Origin of the sequence: Flavobacterium sp. T12S277, assembly GCF_048514875.1 — a bacterium.
In the GTDB taxonomy this organism is placed as follows: Bacteria; Bacteroidota; Bacteroidia; order Flavobacteriales; family Flavobacteriaceae; genus Flavobacterium.
This window is the reverse complement of record NZ_JBLYEG010000008.1, coordinates 207,202-226,389: the sequence shown is the minus strand read 5'-3', so window position 1 is coordinate 226,389 and position 19,188 is coordinate 207,202. Positions and strand designations below refer to the sequence as shown.

The following is a 19,188-nucleotide window of genomic DNA, read 5'->3' as shown; positions in this document are numbered from 1 at the left end:
TTTTTTGAATTTTTATTTGAAAATTTCTTTTCGTTTTAATTCTCTTTCTTGCCAGTATTTCGGTGAACGTCTGTCGCTGTTGCGGGTGCAAAAGTAGACACTTTATTCGCTTTCACAAGCTTTTTAGACAAGTATTTTTGATGTTTTTTTCAAGTTACTGATATAAGCACTTTTACAGGGATAAGTTTTTTAGTTCTGTTGCGGTTTTAAGTAGCATATACAACAAACCCGACAGGTTTTGAAAACCTGTCGGGTTTAAAAGGGTGCTGTGTTTTGTTTTTTGGGTTATTTTCTTTTGAAAACCTCCTCCCTAGCCCCGATAGAAGTGGAAATCCTTTTGCTTTTTCCTTTAAAAAGCAAAAGATTGTAGCGAATAGCGGGACGAAGCTTCTAAAAACTTCAAATTCCAAATTCCAAATTCCAAAATTGAAGGCTTCGACTTCGCTCAGCTGGACAAAGGCTGCTCTTCTTGTATTTTCGTTCAGCTGAGCAAAAAGTATTCTTATATAGGTAGAGAAAAAATAAACCCGACAGGTTTTGGAAACCTGTCGGGTTGGTACTATATAATAAGTAGGTGTTTAATTTAAACTATCGATAACTTCTATTCAATTACACTTCTTAAAACATCAAGCGAGTCCTTTACAGGATTCAAAAAACTCGTAAGCTCTTTTCTCTACATAGGAATACATTGAATCGCGCAGAGGGAAAGCGCAGTGCCCTCCATATTTTGGAGTTTCGAGATAAACATATGCACTGTCCTGAGCTATGGCTCTGGGGTAACATCTTTCGCCCAAAAATGGATCATCTAATGAATTAATAATCAAAACCGGAGTCGTAATGTTTTGAAGTGAAAATTCCGGAGAAACCCTCTGGTAGTAATCATCCCGGCTTGCAAAACCATGTAGCGGTGCTGTAAAATACTGATCGACTTCATCAAATGAAGAGATTTTATCAATCTGGTCACGGTTTATAAAATCGGGAAACTGTGCCGCTTTGTATTTTAGCTTTCTTTTAATGTCAATTGTAAAGTTCTTTAAATAGACTCTGTTAAAACCTTGCTTGAGTACAGCAGCACTAGTTGCAATATGAGTTGGCACAGAAATAGAGACCGCTGCCTTTATACGTTTATCAATTTTTGTCCATCCCAGATAATTCAATAACTGAACTCCTCCCATTGAATATCCGATCAAATAAACATCTTCGAATTCTTTTTGCAAAACAAACTGCACTACTTCGTCAAGATCATCTACCGCACCGTGATGATAAAGTCTCGGAAGACGGTTCATCTCTCCTCCGCAGGTACGATTGTTCCACGCAAAAACAGAGAACCCCTTTTCCTGAAAATAAGCGGCACAGCTATTATTGTACGTTCTGCGCGAATCACCCTCCAATCCATGGCATAAAATGACTGCTTTTTTGGAATCGTTTATAATAAAATCGATGTTTATAAAATCGCCGTCGCTTAACTCGTGTTTTTCTCTTGTATAACCCGGAACTTCATACTTTTTAAACAAAGCAGCATAAATAGTAGAGATATGTCTGTTGCGATGAATAATAGAAGGCAAATTGTACTCTGATTGTTCAATTATTGGCATGACAAAATGTTTTATGGTGCTATACAAATCTAAGAAATCAATCCATATCAAACGTAATGCTGCCTTCTTTATTTCATTTTTATACAATCAAAATAAGTTTGTTTAATGCTTATTCGTTTTAAAATCCATAAATACTACTTTTCTTTACTAAAGACCAGTTTAAACTTATGTACTCTGCAATACAATTTATTCAGTGGCCTTAAATTATGGTACAGTTCACCTCATTTACTTCAGTCCAATAAATTCACGAAATCCTTTTTGTTTTCTACTTGAAATTGGCAATGTCATATTGTTTGTCATTTCACAGAAGAATCCTTCATTCTTTTTAATTCTGCAGATATGACTGACATTAACTATATAAGATTGATGAATTCTAAAAAAAATCTCGTCATTAAGATCATCTTCATATTTGCCTAAATTCTGGCATGCAACATGTTCTTTTCCATCAAGTGTAAAAATACTTGTGTATCTACCATCCGCCACGCAACATATAATTTGATCTACTTGAATAAAATCAACTTTATCAAAAGAAGAGATTAAAATATATTTTTTCTTTTTATTATCCATAAACTTATTTTATTAAACGGTTCACAAATTAATCTAAACTTCTATCAACTCTGTAATTTCTGGCAGGGTAATTTTTCGCATCTAGTAAATTTCACAGGAGAAAACTCCACAAAACAAACCTGCTCCCAACACTACTTTTTGACAATAGCTATTGATATTTCTTACAAAAATAAAATATATTTACAAATGAGTACTTCTAATATAATAGATGGTTTAGTTTGTGTAACATCCGGCTTAACATAGGTCATAAATGAAACTATTACTTATAGTGAGACAGTACTATTATGCACGCCAACTATACGAATATGAAAGAAACAGCTGCAATTACAGTTTGAATAATTAATCTTTTTTTAATTAAAAATACTGTTTGTTTATTCGCTTAGGTATAGATATCCGGTTTGTTTAGTGTCCACCATATCTTTGGTAACTGAAAGAATATAAAAATAAGTTCCGCTAGGGAGTTTTTCATTTCTTAAAAGAAGGTTTTTAACATTACAAAAACCATCAAAAACATTTTCTTTGGTGCCATATGCTGTAGTCTGAAATACTTTTACTCCCCAACGATTGTATATTTCAACTTCGTTTTCGGTTCCCTCCAACCCGTCAATTCTCAAGTATTCATTTAATCCATCGTTATTTGGAGAAATTGAATTGTATACTACAAAAGAGTTCGTTTTTTTAAATTTTGCAATAGTAAATACTCCTTCACCTGATATAGTAGCAGGAGAAGAGACTGTTTTATCCTGAAGATTAACTATTCCGCCTTGATCAACCCAAACCTTTTTACTGTTATCCCAACGTACAATATGGATATCAGAAGGTGATTCGATAATAGTTGCAGGAGTTGTAGCTTCATCCCAACTTAAAGTAATTATAATGTCGGAAGCAGCTCCTGCTTTTTTGACTGTCCAATACTCTTTGTTGTTTATAATTAAAATATTTTTTTCTTTATTTTTAAGAGGATATAAAATATCTACATTCTCCAAAAAGTATTTTCCACTAAAGGCATCGGAATCTATTTTAAGAGCAGAAATCCCTACAGAACGGTACTTTAATTTATCTCCAATAGGAAAGGTAAAGTCTTTATTTCCTATTTTCTTTACTTCACCATCTATAAAAGATTTATCACTTGCATTTAAACAACTTGAGCCGTTTTCAAAAATAACCACACCATCATATGAATCATCATCAATAATTCCTTCTTTAAAGTCGGCTATACCGAAAATACTTAAATAATTAGAAACGTGAAAAGCAGCGCCCTTATCACTAGTACTGTTTTTAAATTCTACATTATTCATTTCGATTGGGACAGATCCGGAAATATTCTGATAACCGGATTCTCCATACAATCGTGTTATACCTGAAGAATTACCACGACTAAAACTTACCAAACCACTATTGTTCAAATGGCTGTACAAAAAAAGTTCGCCATCATTAATTACAACACCTGTAGTAGTATTATCGAAAGCACCTATAGAACTTAACTGAGTATTTGGGGCGACAAAAAGCTCTCCTTTATTGATTGTTTGGGCAGAAACAAAATAAGGAAGTAATAAAAGCAGCCCTCCTTTTAAATTTAATAATCTCATCTTAATCATTTGTTATTTTAATTTAGCTCTCTATTCCATTTACTGATTTTAATTAGTTGCGACTAATCACATACCAATTTACTCCGTCTGACTGGATTACCCAGGCTTGAAAAGCTATATCAGCAACTAAACTTGCCACTCCATCAATCGTACTATTTGCAGGACTAACGGTCACACTATTATTTGTGTTATCTATTTTTTTAATGTTGAATTTTTTACCTAACGCAGATGATGCCGATGGGATGGAAATCGTTACTGCCCCTGAACCCGCATTAACCAAGATTGTTTCATTTGAAAGTGAGGCGGTATAATTGCTTGTTTTTGTTACAATTGCCGGTAACATTTTAGCAGCAGATACCAGTTTCAATATTCCTGTTGTAGCATCAGCAAGTATAATATTATCACTATTTAAAGTACTGGTAGATTGCAACCCCTGTAAAGCCAAAGTCTCATTAACAGTAGTGGTAACAATAGTAGCTCCTGTTAATTTCCCTCCTAGTTTTACTTCTCCGGCATTTACTGACAATCCATTAGAAACTTTTTCTAAAACATTTGCAGTAGACTTAACATTATTTACATCTGAAGTTAAAACTCCTCCAGTAATACTTAATGTATTTGTGGTTGCATCTTTCATACTAATACTATTACTGTCTACTCCATTTATGGTTGACTTTAATGATCCACTTGAAATTGATAGCGCATTTGTATTTACAATTGCTGCACCTGTACTAGTATTACCGTTTATCGTAATTGTAGCATTGTTTGCACTCGAACTATTGCTAAAAGTAATATTAGAAGTTCCGCTATCGCCTTTATCTCCCTTCGCTCCAGCTGCTCCGGTTACACCTTGAATACCCTGAATACCTTGAATACCTTGATCTCCTTTATCCCCCTTTGCTCCAGCTGTTCCGGCTACACCTTGAATTCCCTGATCTCCCTTATCTCCTTTCGCACCAGTTAATCCGGCTAAACCTTGAATACCCTGATCGCCCTTATCTCCTTTTGCTCCAGCTGCTCCGGCTACACCTTGGATACCCTGATCTCCTTTATCACCCTTTGCTCCAGTAGCTCCGGCTACACCTTGAATACCCTGATCTCCTTTATTTCCTGCATCTCCTTTATCTCCTTGGTCCCCTTGTAATCCGGCTGCTCCGGCAAAACCTTGCTCACCTTGCTCACCTTGGTCACCTTTATCTCCTTTGTCACCCTTTGCTCCAGCTGATCCGGCTACACCTTGAATACCCTGATCTCCTTTGTCTCCTTTCGCAGCAGCTGATCCCGCTAAACCTTGGATACCCTGATCTCCCTTATCGCCTTTATCTCCTTTGTCACCCTTTGCTCCAGTTAAACCTTGAATGCCCTGATCTCCTTTATCTCCTTTTGCCCCAGCTGCTCCGGCTAAACCTTGAATACCCTGATCCCCCTTATCACCTTTTGCTCCAGATGCTCCGGCTAAACCTTGAATACCCTGATCTCCTTTATCGCCTTTTGCTCCAGCTGATCCAGCTACACCTTGAATACCTTGATCTCCTTTATCACCCTTTGCTCCAACAGCTCCGGCTATACCTTGAACACCCTGATCTCCTTTATCACCTTTTGCTCCAGCTGTTCCGGTTAAACCTTGAATGCCCTGATCGCCCTTATCACCCTTTGCTCCAGCTGATCCAGTCAAACCTTGAATACCTTGATCACCTTTGTCTCCTTTGTCTCCTTTGTCTCCAGATGTTCCGGCTAAACCTTGAATTCCCTGATCTCCCTTATCACCCTTTGCTCCGGCTGATCCTTGAATACCTTGAATACCTTGCTCTCCTTTATCACCTTTCGCACCATCTGCTCCGGTTAAACCTTGAATACCCTGGTCTCCTTTATCGCCCTTTGCTCCTTTAGCTCCTTTTGCTCCGGCTAAACCTTGGTCTCCTTGGTCTCCTTTTGCTCCGGCTAAACCTTGAACCCCTTGGTCTCCTTTATCACCCTTAGCACCAGCCGCTCCGGTTAAACCTTGAGCACCCTGATCTCCTTTATCACCTTTTGCACCATCTGCTCCGGTTAAACCTTGAATACCTTGGTCTCCTTTATCTCCCTTTGCACCAACTGCTCCGATTAAACCTTGAATACCTTGAATACCTTGAATACCTTGAATACCTTGAATACCTTGGTCTCCCTTATCACCTTTTGCTCCAGTTAAACCTTGGATACCCTGATCTCCTTTATCGCCCTTTGTTCCTTTATCACCCTTTACTCCTTTTGCTCCGGCTAATCCTTGAATACCTTGGTCTCCTTTATCACCTTTGTCACCTTTGTCTCCTACAACTCCATTAATTTTAACCCAGTTTCGAGACTTTGAAGCCCATTCAGCATCACGGCCTGCAGCAGTGTTTTCTTTCCCAACATAGGCATAAATCCCTCCATTTGGGTCTTTTATAATCACATCCAATGTCGTAATTGATCCTGCTTTTCCTAGTTCGCCTGCAGCTTCGGTAATACCATCAGCTCCGTTTTTTCCGTTTATTGGAATCCACTTATCATTATTATCCGGATCTCGTACATAAAGTATTTTTGTTTTATTATCAATATACATCGCTATATTATCCCCCGGATACCCAATCTCTCCTTTGTTAGCCGGAATACCAACACCATCAGCTAAATCGACATTACTACTGCTCTCTCCATAAACTAAAATCCTATTCCATTTGTTATTATACCAATAGTAAAAACCAGGCGTAACATCAGAAATCGTTTGGGTATTAAAAACTAATAAGCTATTCTCATTACCATCATTAATCGTTTTTATATCTACTGTACTTAACAAAGGAACTCTAGGGATTAAAATCCCCTTATTATTAGATACGATATCTAACATTGTAGACGCATCTGGTTTTGAAGTACCAACACCTACTTGTCCATAAGTTACAGCACCTATAAGTAGCATTAATGCGAGTAGATTTTTTCTCATTATTGTAAAGTATTTGTATTATATGCTACAAATATGCCGTTATATTTTTTCTAAATATTAGTAGAAGTAACAAGTATAGAATTCTATGATATTTTCGAAGACAAAGAGATCATAATCGCTAAAACTTATGCTGTAAAATGGTTAATTGTTAATGGTTGGTTGCATGCTTTACTTGAAAAAATTTATGCTCTATACTCTATACTTTATACTCTATACTCTGAGATTAAATAAAAAACCCGTATTGTAAAAGATAAATTTGGCTGATATGAAGAATCGTAAACAAGGTCTGAAGTATTGTACACAAGATCTCAGTGCACAAAATTATAGTAGGTTCTTTTGATCCTATTACCAAAAAAGAGAGGCTGTCAAATTTTATCTGACAACCTCTCTTTTTTTTAATAAACGTGCTTCTTTTTTTCTTTTTTGCCCCTATAAATTGTGCTTCTATATGGTCATTTTTCTCTCGCAGATCAGGCAGATTTTTTATCTTTAATTTCTTAACACTGCTAAGGCTTGCGGTAGCTAAAATAAAAATCCCCAGTATTGAAAGTAAATACCAATGAGCAATAGTGAAAACAGGATGGTAGCGACAACACCTGTATTGGAAATGTGCTTAATTTTAAGCAGAAAGTACAGTATGCAAATGAGGGTAAATGCTATAAAAATCCATTGCAATATGAAAAGGTAGTTAAACTGATCCGGTACTCCAAAAGCAAGGATGTAGAAGTTCAATTCGGCTGTACTGTTTACCGCTAAAACGAACCCGATAATGGTAAATATCCCTAGCAAAGAAGTTATTATGATCAGAGCCAGCAAAATTTTATCCGGTGTTTTTTCTTCTCTTTTTCTGATGAGAACGTAAGCAAATATGAAAATCGAAAGTAAAGCGATAATCAAAGCTGTGAAAAAAGGAGCAAAAAAGAGCAGATTGAATTCGTTTATACTATTGGCAAAGTTCGATATTCCGCCACTAATTTTTATGCCTGTAACAAAATGAACCTTATTGTCTGAATCCAGTTCTTTGGTGTCGGGTCTTTGAAATGGATTTTTTATAAATCTTTCGGCTATCTGAACGCCTATTATTGAAAAACCCGGAGTATGTCCAGAAATAGGAGCGTTTACCAAAAATGCATTTTTAAATCGTTCAAATGTAATTTTACCATTTAATGCCGGAGTGATAGGGTCAAAAGCTCCAGCGAATACCAACACGGGGATGGTTAGTTTAGACAGGTTCGATAAATCATTTATACCTGCTTGTTTGTTCGCTCCTAAATTCCATTTGTCACATACTACAAAATCTGATTTGTAAAAAGAGAGTCCTCCTTTTAATGCTTTGTAATTGCGGGCGTCTTTGTTAAATTCTGAAATCGAATTGTTCGGGACCGCTTCGTTACAGCTTACACAATAATACTGTCCGTAATCTAAGCCCAGAGCTCCTGAAAAAGCAGCTACCAGCGAACTTAAGGTGTTTTTGTTTCCTTTATTAAATTCGGATATTAATAGTGGGATTACTTCGATTAGTCTTTTTTGATATAGCGATTGCTGAATAGCAATTTTAAAATCTTCTGCATTATAAGTAAACGTGCCACTTGAAATAATTCGATTATCAACTTTAACGGTAATTGGCTTTTTTTCTAATTTTTCAATGGTTTCGTAATAAGCTTCTTCCAGATTTGGGTATTGTTTGTTGCAATTAGGGTCGTTTTCGCAGGCAGTAAAAACTTTTTTAAGACTGCCCATATAGTTTGCAGTATTGTTATTGTAATACTCGGAAATGTCTGAAATCGAAGAATCCAGCGTTAGTGATTTGATGTCCTGCGGAAAATCATTAGCATACACCTGAGCAGTATAGGTGCCATAAGAAACTCCATAAACATTCCAATTCTCATAGTGTAAGGCGCTCTTTAAAGCGTTCAGATCTTTTACAATCGACTTACTGTTGTAAGCGCTTATGTCAATATTTCTGTTTAACAAATCTTGCTTGCACTCTAATGAGGCGATTGTTTTTTGCTGTTCGTCCTGCGTGCTGTTCTGATTTTTTGCCAATATCTCTAAGAATTTTTTCCCCAGATCCGGACAGAATTTTGGCAAAGAACGGCCGGTTCCTCTTACGTCAAATAAAACAATATCGCTGTTTTTTCGCAACGGATGGTCCAGCCAGGCCCATATTCCTTCAATACCTCCCGATCCCGGTCCGCCATCTATGTACACAACCGGATTTGAGTCTTTGCTTTTAATGCTGCTTTTTAAAACTGCTACTGCAATTTTAACGGTTTTACCTGTTGGTTTATCCCAGTTTTCAGGGACCGTCAAGTACCCCCACTCTATGTTTTCCTGAGAGAGCTGTTTATCTTCCGGAAAAAAAGTTTTTACTTTCTCTAACTTAAAAGCTTTTGTTTGTGCAAATGCAAAAGCGGGTACGATCAATACTAAAAAAAACAGGCTTAATACTTTTTTCATTTTGGTTTAATTAATGGGTTCGGTTTAAATTATAACTCTTTTCAGGTAGATTTCGCCGGCATCTGTTTTGAGCGAAATGTGGCATTTGTACTTTTCATCTATTTTTACTTCGCTTAGATAGTATTTCTCTCCGTTGATTTCGGTGGTATTGTCTAAGACTTCAAATGATTTCAGCGGTACTATTAGTCCATGTCCCTGAGCTTTTAAAACAGCTTCTTTTTGAGTCCAATACTCAAAAAAAGCTTCCTTTTTATTCTGAGACCGGGCAATTTTTGTCCATTCTATATCTGTCATTTGCGGTTTAAAATCGGCGGTTTCAATATCGGTTATGATTTCGACATCAATCCCAACTTCATGTTGATCGCTTAATGCACAAACGACAATTTCGCCGGAATGTGAAATGTTAAAAAGCACTCGATTATCTTCAAAATAGGGCTTGTTGTAAAAGGTTTGCAACAGCTGTTTTGCCCCTGGTTTCTTCTTGTAGGTTTCTTCGATTCCTTTAAACAGCAGTATTCGCCCTAAAAGCGACAATTGAGCATCTTGCCATCTTCGGTATCGTTTAATCTTTTCCTGATAATCGAGTGGAAATTGAGGTAAATCATTCTGCAGTAAGCTTTGGTGATTTTCCTCAGACAGGTAGGAGTAATAAATGTGGATCAAAAGTATTGGGGGATTTTAGTGGTTAAAACGCCTAAAAGTTAAAGTCAAAATCTGTTTCCTGGAGTTTGTTTGTACTCGCTAAAGGATATTCAATTTCTGATACTTTGAGCAAAGGGTTTTCTATTATTTGAGCTACTAAATTTTTAAAAGTAATCAGCAGAAATTGTATCGTAATTTCTTCATATTTGCTGCTGTCATACGAAACGCTGACTTTCAGACTGTCTTCACTTTCGAAGAAATTAAAAAGCAAGGGGAATCGGCTGTAATTGGTATCGGCGGGTGTGTATTTTAATTCGGCATTGTCCATTTTTATGGTTTCCTGAAATGAAAAATCCGGATTCTGATACGTTACCAAAATATCAAACAAGGTTTCTTTTTTGAGTTGCGATGGAAGATCCTGATGTGTATTTATCAAAAGCATGTTGTCCTGCACTTGTTCTAAGAGGGCTAAAAAGTTCATCCTTTCGTTTAGCTGCGTACGAAGTGGCAGTGTTTTTACAAACATCCCAATCATGGTAGCGATATCGGCGATGTTTCTTCCTGAGTTTACGGTTCCGATTGCAATATCACTGTGATCGTTAGTTTTGTAAATAAGCACATTCAAAAGCGAAATTATGATGTTATGCGGGGTGCTTTTTTGCTGCTGTGCTAACTGTTTCAGTGCTTTTGTTTCTTCTTTGGTAAACGCATCATAAAAATGTGCTCCGTTTTGCTGTTTATCAGTGCGATTCCAATCGCTGTTAATCGTTTCTTTGATCGCATAACCCGCTAAATATTGTTGCCAAAAATCTAAAGAGGCTTTATCGTCTGCAGCGGTAGATAACCAGGCGGTATAATCTTTGAACTGAATGCCTGTGTCTTTAATTATCGCATCGGGATGGTTGTACTTTTTAATAAATTCTTTGGTCAGATATTCTAATGAAACGCCATCCATAATGATATGATGGGTACAAAATACCAACGAAGATGTGGTGTCGCCGGTGCGTACAAGCATCATTTTTAAAAGTAAATCCTGTTCTAAATCAAAAGGGGTTTCTATGTATTGCTGAATAATTTCTGAAGCCTGTTCTTTTTTAGTTTCGATCTGAGTGACACTAAAAATGATACTTTCCTTCGGTTTAATTTTTTGAAAAACAGCTCCTTTACTTTCCACAAAATTGGTGCGAAAGATCTCATTTTCAAGAATTAACTGAGATAAGGCATGGTTTATTTTATCAGGAAATACGGTTCCGTTAATTTCAAAAACCGCTACCATATTGTAAGCGATTGATTTTTGTAAATCCTGACAGGCTACCCACAATTCCTGCTGTGAAGGCGTTATACTAAAATCGGTTTTTAGAGACGTAAAAGGGATGCCCGGTTTATGATTTGGTGTTAAAGTCGCTAAATGGCTGGCCATCACCCCAATTGTAGGGTAATCGAAAATCGTTTTCAGAGTCACGTCGAACAATAAATTTTTGACTATTAATCCTGTCAGTTTCACTGCGTTTAACGAATGTCCCCCCAGAGCAAAAAAGTTGTCATTTGTACTTATTTCTTTTTTGCTGTTTAAAACTTCTTTCCAATATTCTGAAAGTTTCTTTTCTAAAAGCGTATCCGGTGCTTTAAAATCGTCTTCGGTGTCAGAATAATCAATGGCTCTTTGCGCCAAATTCTTTCTGTCTATTTTTTGATTGGGCGTTAGTGGAAATTCATCCAAAAGAATAATTGTGTTGGGAATCATGTAGTACGGAAGATTCATTTTTAAGGTAGTCACAATTACTTTTGTGTCAATTGTTTCTTCTGTTTTTAGGACATACGCAACTAAAAAGGCTTCCTGCTGATTTCCTTTTTTTGCGATCACAACGGATTCTTTTATTCCTGAAATCTGATTCAAATGTGATTCTATGTCTCCCAATTCAATTCGGTACCCTCTAATTTTGACCTGATTGTCATTTCGGCCTAAAAATTCGATTTCTCCTTTATCATTCCACTTTCCGACATCGCCGGTTTCGTAGAATAAATTGTCCGCTCGAAATGGATTTTCGATAAATTTTTCGCGAGTAAGTGCCTCATTTTTATAATAACCTTTTGCCAATCCGTCTCCGGCAATATAAATTGCCCCCGAAGTTCCAATGGGTTTAGGACTCAAAAAGGAATCCAATATATAGATTTGGGTGTTGTGGATGGGTTTCCCAATGTTTGAAGCCTCTTTTGAGTGTTCGAGTTTTTTTATACTGGACCAAATAGTCGTTTCTGTCGGGCCGTACATGTTCCAGACTTCAAAATTGCTGTCGATTAATTTTTCGGCCAATGCCTCACTTAATAAGTCGCCTCCACAAAGTATTTTTAATCTTTTATCTCCCTGCCAGTCTGCGTTGAACAGCATTTGATAAAAACTTGGTGTGGCCTGAAGTATAGTTGGCCGGATCTCCTTTATTTTCTTGATAATAAAAGTTGGATCTGCTAAAGTTTCCTGGCTCGCAATGTACAATGCGGCTCCTGACAACAGGGGTACAAAGAATTCTAAAATTGAAATATCAAAGGAGTAAGTTGTAACCGAAAACCATACATCACCCGATCTGACTCCCGGCTCCTGCTGCATGCTGGTCAGGAAATTAAGCAAGGACTCATGCCCTATTTCGACTCCTTTTGGGTTTCCTGTTGAACCCGATGTATAAATGATATAAGCGGTGTCCTGAGGGGAAACGCTTAAAGAGAACTTCTCTTCGGTTGCTGCTGTTGTTTCTAAGATGGTCTCTAAGGATATCATCTGTACCTCATCGCTGGTATTTAAACGGTAGCCCTTTTCATTTATAAGTACGTTAACCTCGCTATTCGCAACAATATAGTTGAGTCTGTCTTCGGGGAATGTTGGATCCAGAGGGATGTACGATCTTCCCGCTTTCAGTATGCCCAGTAAAACAATGACAATGTTTGCCGAGCGTCCTAACAAAACGGCAATTGGGGATTTATCCTCCTGTCCGTAAGTGTTTGTCAGATATTTGGCCACCCGATCGGATACCTCATCAAGTTCTGTATAGGTGTAGCTTTTGAAATCGTCTTTTAAGGCTTCTTTTGTGCTGAATTTTGCAACTTGTTCCCGAAATAAATCAAGGATAGTATTGTCTTTTTGGTAGTCTGTTTTTGTGCTATTGAATGTTTCTAAAACCTGACGTTTTTCATCATCTCCCAGATAATTTAGTTCTTTTACAATTTGATTAGGAGCTTCTAAAATGGCATGAATTAAATTTTCAAAATGATGAACTACCTGTGTAATCTGTGCCTCAGTGAAATAGTTTAAGTTGTAATCGAAGTCAATTTTCACCTCTTCATCTTCGTCAAATTCTCTGATGTAAATGGCCAGAGCCACTCGCTCCGATTGATGCGTTAACGGAATTACCTGCGTATGGGTATGAAGAAAATCATTTGAATAATTTTGTTTTTCATAAGATAGGGTAATATTAAACAATCGCTCTTTCTCACTAAAAATATGAAGTTCCTGAATTAATTTCCCCAGTGGAAATCTCTGATGGCGGTAATCGTGTCTTAATGTATTTTTGATCGCTGTGATCAGATCTTCAAAAGTGGCATTAAAATCTATGGTAATTCTTAAAGGTGAAACTCCCATGAAAAGACCAACCGTTTTCTTGTAACTGAATTTACTTCTGTTTAAAACCGGCAACCCAATGGCAAAATCATTGTTCTGGTGTTTTCTTCCAAAATAGGCATATAAAATGGCCAGAATTACGTTAAAAGTAGAGCATTTATAGTTTGCTGCCAGCTGGTTGAGCTGGTTGTACACCTCTCTTTTTACAATTAATTCTTTGCGATCGCTTTTATTGATTTGAAGGTTGTCTTCTATTTTATCAAATAGATTTTGAGGTAGGGATTGAAATTTTTTAGTCCAGTATATTTTATCCTGCTCGTATGCTTCCGATTCCTGATAAGCGGCATCATCGGCTGCGAAGTCCTTGTAACTAAAGGGATAGGTGCTCTTAATTTCTCCTTGTTCCAAAATCTCATTGTAGTTGTCTACCAGTCTCTGAAACATTAAGGAGGTTCCCCAGCCATCCGTTATGATGTGATGGTACACCGAAAAGAGGTAATGAAAGTTCTCCTGAACTTTAACCAGCGTAAAAACATGTAAAAGATGCTCTCCAAATAAGTCAAAAGGCTTTGCAAACTCCTGCTGCATGTATAAATTGGCTGCCTCGTAAGGTTCCTTCGATTGAGAAAAATCGACAAAACCCAATGTTGAATTGTGCTCCTCGACTATTTTTATCTCAACGTTCTCACGTTCATTGGTTAGAATGCTTCTGTAGGAGTCGTGCTGATTGATCAGAGCAATATACGCCTGTTGAAATGCATCCCGGTTTATTTGACCTTTAATTTTTATTTTGGCCCCAATGTTATAGATAGGCTCATTGGGATATAGTAACTGCTCGAAATAAACATCTTGTTGAGGAAGGGTAAGTTTCATTTTAAAATATTTTTTATGCAATTAGAAATAAGTGATATCATGTCTCGTCTCAGGAATGAAACGAAATGAGTTTTCCAATTTGGAACCTAAAAAGAATGATTTTGTGGGGTGGGTTTGATAGACGAAGCGTCTAATTGTATTAGACATATTTCGCTCCTATGGAGCTCGGATAATTTTCCGATATACATTTTGCTACACATATTTTGCTCCTACGGAGCATAGCCTAAATTGTTCCTACGATATAAAAAAAATCCGCATCCATCCGCGTTTTCGCGTTAGCGAATCCGTGCAATCCGCGTGCCTATACACATTTTGCTACACACATTTCGCTCCTTCGGAGCATAACCAAATTGATCTTCGCGATACAAACAAAAAAATCCGTATTCATCCGCGTTTTCGCGTTAGCGAATCCGTGTTATCCGCGTGCTATAAAATTTGAACTTATGATCTAAGCCCAGAACAATTCTTTGCTGTATTCTTTTGATTTGTCTACTGTAACCTCAGCATCAATTTTACCGTAGTTGAATTTTAAAATTCGGTCTGCCAGATGAAAATAGGCGTCATCGTGTGTTACTGCGATAATTGTTTTTCCTTCTGCTTTTAATTTTGGGATGAGTTCTTCATAAAAAAACTTTCTGAAATACGGGTCCTGATCGGCAGCCCATTCGTCTAGAACCAAAATTGGTTTTTTCTCCATCAAAGCAAAGATTAATGACATTCTTTTACTTTGTCCTTTTGAAAATTTTCTTCTGGCAGAGCTTTCTTTATCGTCTAAAATAACCTGATCCAGCTTCATCATTTCCAATAACTGTTTGTATTCGGGATTGTTTTCAACGGTGTATTCTTCATAGTTGTGAGAGAATATATGATCATCGGTAAATACAGCGGCTATTAAGTTTTGATTTTCCTGACTGGATTCGATTTCTTTTCCGTTTAAAAACATTTCTCCTTTAGACGGTGTGTACAGTCCGGTAAATGTGTTAATGAAGGTACTTTTCCCGGAACCATTTCCACCCACAATAAAAATGGTTTCTCCTTCTTTTATGGTCAGATCTATTGGCCCTAAAGCAAACACACTGTCGTTGGATTCACTATTGTATGAAAAATGAATGTCTCTGAATTCAATACTTTCAAACGAAGTATGCTGTATTTCCGGTTGTGGTTTTGCATCTTCATGCACTTCAAAGTCTTTTAAGAAGTCTTTGATTCTTTTGTTGGCCACAATAAAACGGGTATAGGTTTGCTGCAGGTTAATGAGGTTGTTTATAGGGCCTGAGATAAACAAAACAATGACCACATAGGCAATAACATCGGACTGGCTTAACAATCCCCAGCCTGGTAGTACAAACAGAATAGTAGCAATAATTGCGTACAAACCATACTGGCTAATCAGATTGATCGATAAAAAGATGTAACTGATTTTAAAGTCCAGCTCTCCGGCCTGATCCCGATTGGGCTTTAAAAATTTGTTCATTAAATTCTCCGTTCTGAAAAAGCTCAATTTTAGTTTTTTGAATCCTTTCATTACATCATCGACATACATATAATAATCATCGTTGTATTCTCTGAGGCTGGTTACTTTTTTAGACATAGAGTTTATAACCACCAGATAGGAAGCCGCAACTGCAATAATTAATGCCACAACAATAAGAGCTGAACTTATCGAAATGGTAAACATGTAGATCAAACAAAGCACTAACATTAAAACAGAATTCACGGTATGCGTTACCGTATAAGGCAAAAGTCCGAATACTCTCAGGTCTTCAACGACGGTAAAGAAACGCTGTGAACCTAAATTTTCCAATTTTATAAGTGAGGTCTGAAGGATTTTTGAAAATATTATTTTTTCATTATCGTACAACATTTTAAAAGAAAACTCATTGAGTCCCTTTTGAAAAATGATGTTTAACAAATAGGTGTAGACAACAATTGCAAAAAAAACCATTCCGGTATAATCCGTCATAAACGACTTATTACCAGACAGGGCGTTGTTTATAATGTACACTATTCCGAAACTAAGAATTGTATTTGGCAAAGCATAGGCCGCCAGAAGAATTGTATTTTTTAGTGATATTTTAAACATCTTGAAAGTTTTTTTGTTGTGGTTTATAAAGTCATAAGGAGATGATACCCTTTTTAGGTATGGATTCTGAAATTATTTTGAAAATGAAATTCTAAAGACGTATTAGCAGGCCGTTTTGCTGCAGAGGAAATACTCTATTATTTAATTCTGTTCTTTTCGGTATCGATACTGTTATTTTCTCTTTCCTGAGTGGTGATTTTATCTCCAAAATTATACGTAAACGATACTCTCACCTGTCTGGTATTCCATAAAGTCTTATAGTCTGCAGTTGTATTAACCAGATTATTAATTGTTCCTTTGTTGATATAGGTTTTAAAAATATCCATGCCTATTAATTTGATTGAACTTCTGCTGGAAAGTTTTTTACTGACGGTTATATCCAGAAACCAATAAGGATCTATAGAAAACTGAGCCACATAGGCTTTGCTTACGTATCGACTGAAGAGTTCAACATTATAGTCGTTCTTCAGTTTTATTTGCAATACGGGATCGATTCTGAAATTGTAGCCATAACTGTGCAGTTTGCCTCCAAAGAAATTGCTCTTAGTATCGGTATAGGACAGTTGGGCATTTGTAGAAAACGTTAGCCATGAAGCAAGATTAAAAGTGGAGCTTACACTAAGGTTGCTTACCTGGGTATCGCCTATATTTCCGGGCATACTGTAGTAGGTATTGTTCAAAATTTCTATGGTTTCCATAATCTGATCGTTAATTTTACTGTAGGCCAGGGTAACGTTCAGCAGGCTTTTATGGGCAAAAGAAGCTTCGACTGAATTGGTAATGGACGGTTTCAGATTGGGATTTCCTTTGTAAAAAGTTAGTTTATCTAACTGGATAACCACCGGGTTAAGATCCTGATAATACGGTCTGTCGATTCTTTTTCCGTAATTGATTCCTATGGTATTATTCGCTAAAGAATCCAGTTTATAAGACAGATAGACAGTCGGGAAAAAATTATCATAGCTGGTTTTGGTTTTCATTCTGGGCTTTATCTCGTTTCCTAACTGATCACCCACAATTTTCACACTTTCATATCGAAGTCCTAACTGCATCGAGAGTCTGTCAAAATTGGTGTTGGAACTCGCGTATAAAGCGGTTATCTTTTCGTCGTACAAAAATTTATTGTTCTGATTTAAGTTTGGAGTCGTATTACCGTTTACGATATCAAAATATTTACTTTCATTATTGGTTCTGATGTTACTGTATTTAAATCCGGTCTGTAAATTTGTTTTCTTAGTCAGTTGATTCGAATAATCTGCCTTTCCTGCATAAATGTTAACCTTAGAAGCCGCTCCTCCTACGAGCATATCGGAATAATTTTTACTTGCATCCGAAAATACTATCGAATTTCTAAATTCCTGATAGGGAAAAGAATCGTATAGTAAATAATCGAAATTAGCACTAACATCACTCTTTTCATTCAGCTTATGTGTGATGTTTAAATTTGTGGCACTGTTTACCGATTTACTGTCAGAGTCTCCTAGTGTTTTTACAATTGAATCCATGGCCTGGGTTTTGTTGTAGAGATAATTTCGGCCATCGTCGATATCATTTCCATTCCAGATCTGACTATCTGTGGAGAATCCAATAACAGTATTTTTTGAAAGATTGTAATCTGCACCAAATCTGAGGTTGGTCACTATAGCATCTCCTACATTATTGGTTTCCTGTCTGCTGTAACTACCTGTTTCTGTAAAATTTCTATTGATGAAGAGATTCTGAAACCGTTTTTTGTAACCAATGTTTCCACTTAAAAAAAGGTTGTACTTCTCTTTTTTCTTATTCAAATCAAAGGTGGTGTTGTACTCGGTAAATTTATGCTGTCTCAGTCCCACTACTACGCTTCCGTTTTCTCCTTCTTTTTTGCTCTTTTTTAGTTTGATGTTGATCACTCCCCCATTTCCTGCTGCTTCATATTTGGCAGGCGGGTTGGTCATTATTTCAATTTTGTCGATGTTGTCTGAAGCCAGTCCGCTTAAATAACTTTCAAGTTGTGCTCCTGAAAGGTACGTTGGACGGTCGTCGATAAAAATCGTAGTATTTGCTTTTCCATTCAAACTTACCACTCCCTGCTCGCTTATACTGGTTCCGGGTGCTTTCTTTAACAATTCTAAAGCCGTAATTCCACTGTTTGATTCTAAAGCGTCTACATTTAAAATAGTACGGTCGATTTTAGTCTCAATGAACTTTTTCTTTTTAACGATTACAACTTCTTTTAAATTCTCTTTTTTTATGGTCTTAAGCAATTCTATAGGCAAAAGTTGTTTTTTGTTGTCTTCTTTTATCGTAATAATTTCACTTTTAAAAGTCTTGTAGTCGTCATGAACAATTTTAATTCTGTATTTCCCGTTCTTCAGATTTATAAAATTAAACTCTCCTTTGTTTTCAGACAATTCACTTTTTATTAAGGTTTCCTGTTCCTCATTCAGCAAAAGAATTGTTGCAAAAATGACAGGCTCTTTGTTTTCAGCATCGATTACAGTTCCTGAAATTGATGAAGTTGAAACTTGCTTGTATATCGAATTATCTGGTGTTTTTGAATTTTGTCCGTATGTCGAATTGCATAGAAAAATAAACACACACAGCAAACCGATATAATTTATATGCATATAATTGTATTTCATTCTTTTTTAAATGTATTTTATAAGATTAACTGTGAGAATGACATCAAGTAGTCTCAAGCTCTTTTTTTGATTGATAATTTTTATGGAATAGAAAAGATCTACAGTCTTTGAACGTATTGAAGCGATAGTCCATTCTAAAATCAAGGAGTATGCTAAAACAGGAACCGCTCGCTGATAAGGCGTAAAGACTCT

Annotated in this window: 9 protein-coding genes; all 9 read right to left on the bottom strand. The window is 36.6% G+C overall.

Features of this window, described 5'->3' with window-relative positions:
* Positions 1–626: 626 nt before the first annotated feature.
* Positions 627–1,595 (bottom strand): YheT family hydrolase, encoded by a 969-nt coding sequence (locus ACN1CN_RS13680; protein ID WP_264524480.1) that lies wholly within the window; start codon positions 1,593–1,595, stop codon positions 627–629.
* Positions 1,596–1,820: 225 nt separating this feature from the next.
* The gene (locus tag ACN1CN_RS13675) at positions 1,821–2,162 is read right to left on the bottom strand and encodes a LytR/AlgR family response regulator transcription factor (RefSeq protein ID WP_291287546.1); all 342 of its coding nucleotides are present in this window, start codon (positions 2,160–2,162) and stop codon (positions 1,821–1,823) included.
* 371 nt (positions 2,163–2,533) lie between these two features.
* Positions 2,534–3,751: a gliding motility-associated C-terminal domain-containing protein gene (locus tag ACN1CN_RS13670; RefSeq protein WP_419136060.1), complete on the bottom strand. Its 1,218-nt coding sequence runs from the start codon at positions 3,749–3,751 to the stop codon at positions 2,534–2,536.
* A gap of 52 nt (positions 3,752–3,803) precedes the next feature.
* Positions 3,804–6,704, bottom strand: a complete 2,901-nt coding sequence (locus ACN1CN_RS13665; RefSeq protein ID WP_419136059.1) for a beta strand repeat-containing protein — start codon at positions 6,702–6,704, stop codon at positions 3,804–3,806.
* A 522-nt stretch (positions 6,705–7,226) separates the two neighbouring features.
* Positions 7,227–9,164 (bottom strand): alpha/beta fold hydrolase, encoded by a 1,938-nt coding sequence (locus tag ACN1CN_RS13660; RefSeq protein ID WP_419136058.1) that lies wholly within the window; start codon positions 9,162–9,164, stop codon positions 7,227–7,229.
* A 24-nt stretch (positions 9,165–9,188) separates the two neighbouring features.
* Positions 9,189–9,827, bottom strand: coding sequence for a 4'-phosphopantetheinyl transferase family protein (locus ACN1CN_RS13655; protein WP_419136057.1), 639 nt, complete (start codon positions 9,825–9,827; stop codon positions 9,189–9,191).
* 31 nt (positions 9,828–9,858) lie between these two features.
* Positions 9,859–14,289 (bottom strand): amino acid adenylation domain-containing protein, encoded by a 4,431-nt coding sequence (locus ACN1CN_RS13650; protein WP_419136056.1) that lies wholly within the window; start codon positions 14,287–14,289, stop codon positions 9,859–9,861.
* 448 nt (positions 14,290–14,737) lie between these two features.
* A complete protein-coding gene (locus ACN1CN_RS13645) occupies positions 14,738–16,372 on the bottom strand; it encodes a cyclic peptide export ABC transporter (protein WP_419136055.1) in 1,635 nt (544 codons plus the stop codon).
* Positions 16,373–16,509: 137 nt separating this feature from the next.
* Positions 16,510–18,996, bottom strand: a complete 2,487-nt coding sequence (locus ACN1CN_RS13640; RefSeq protein ID WP_419136054.1) for an outer membrane beta-barrel protein — start codon at positions 18,994–18,996, stop codon at positions 16,510–16,512.
* Positions 18,997–19,188 lie beyond the last annotated feature (192 nt).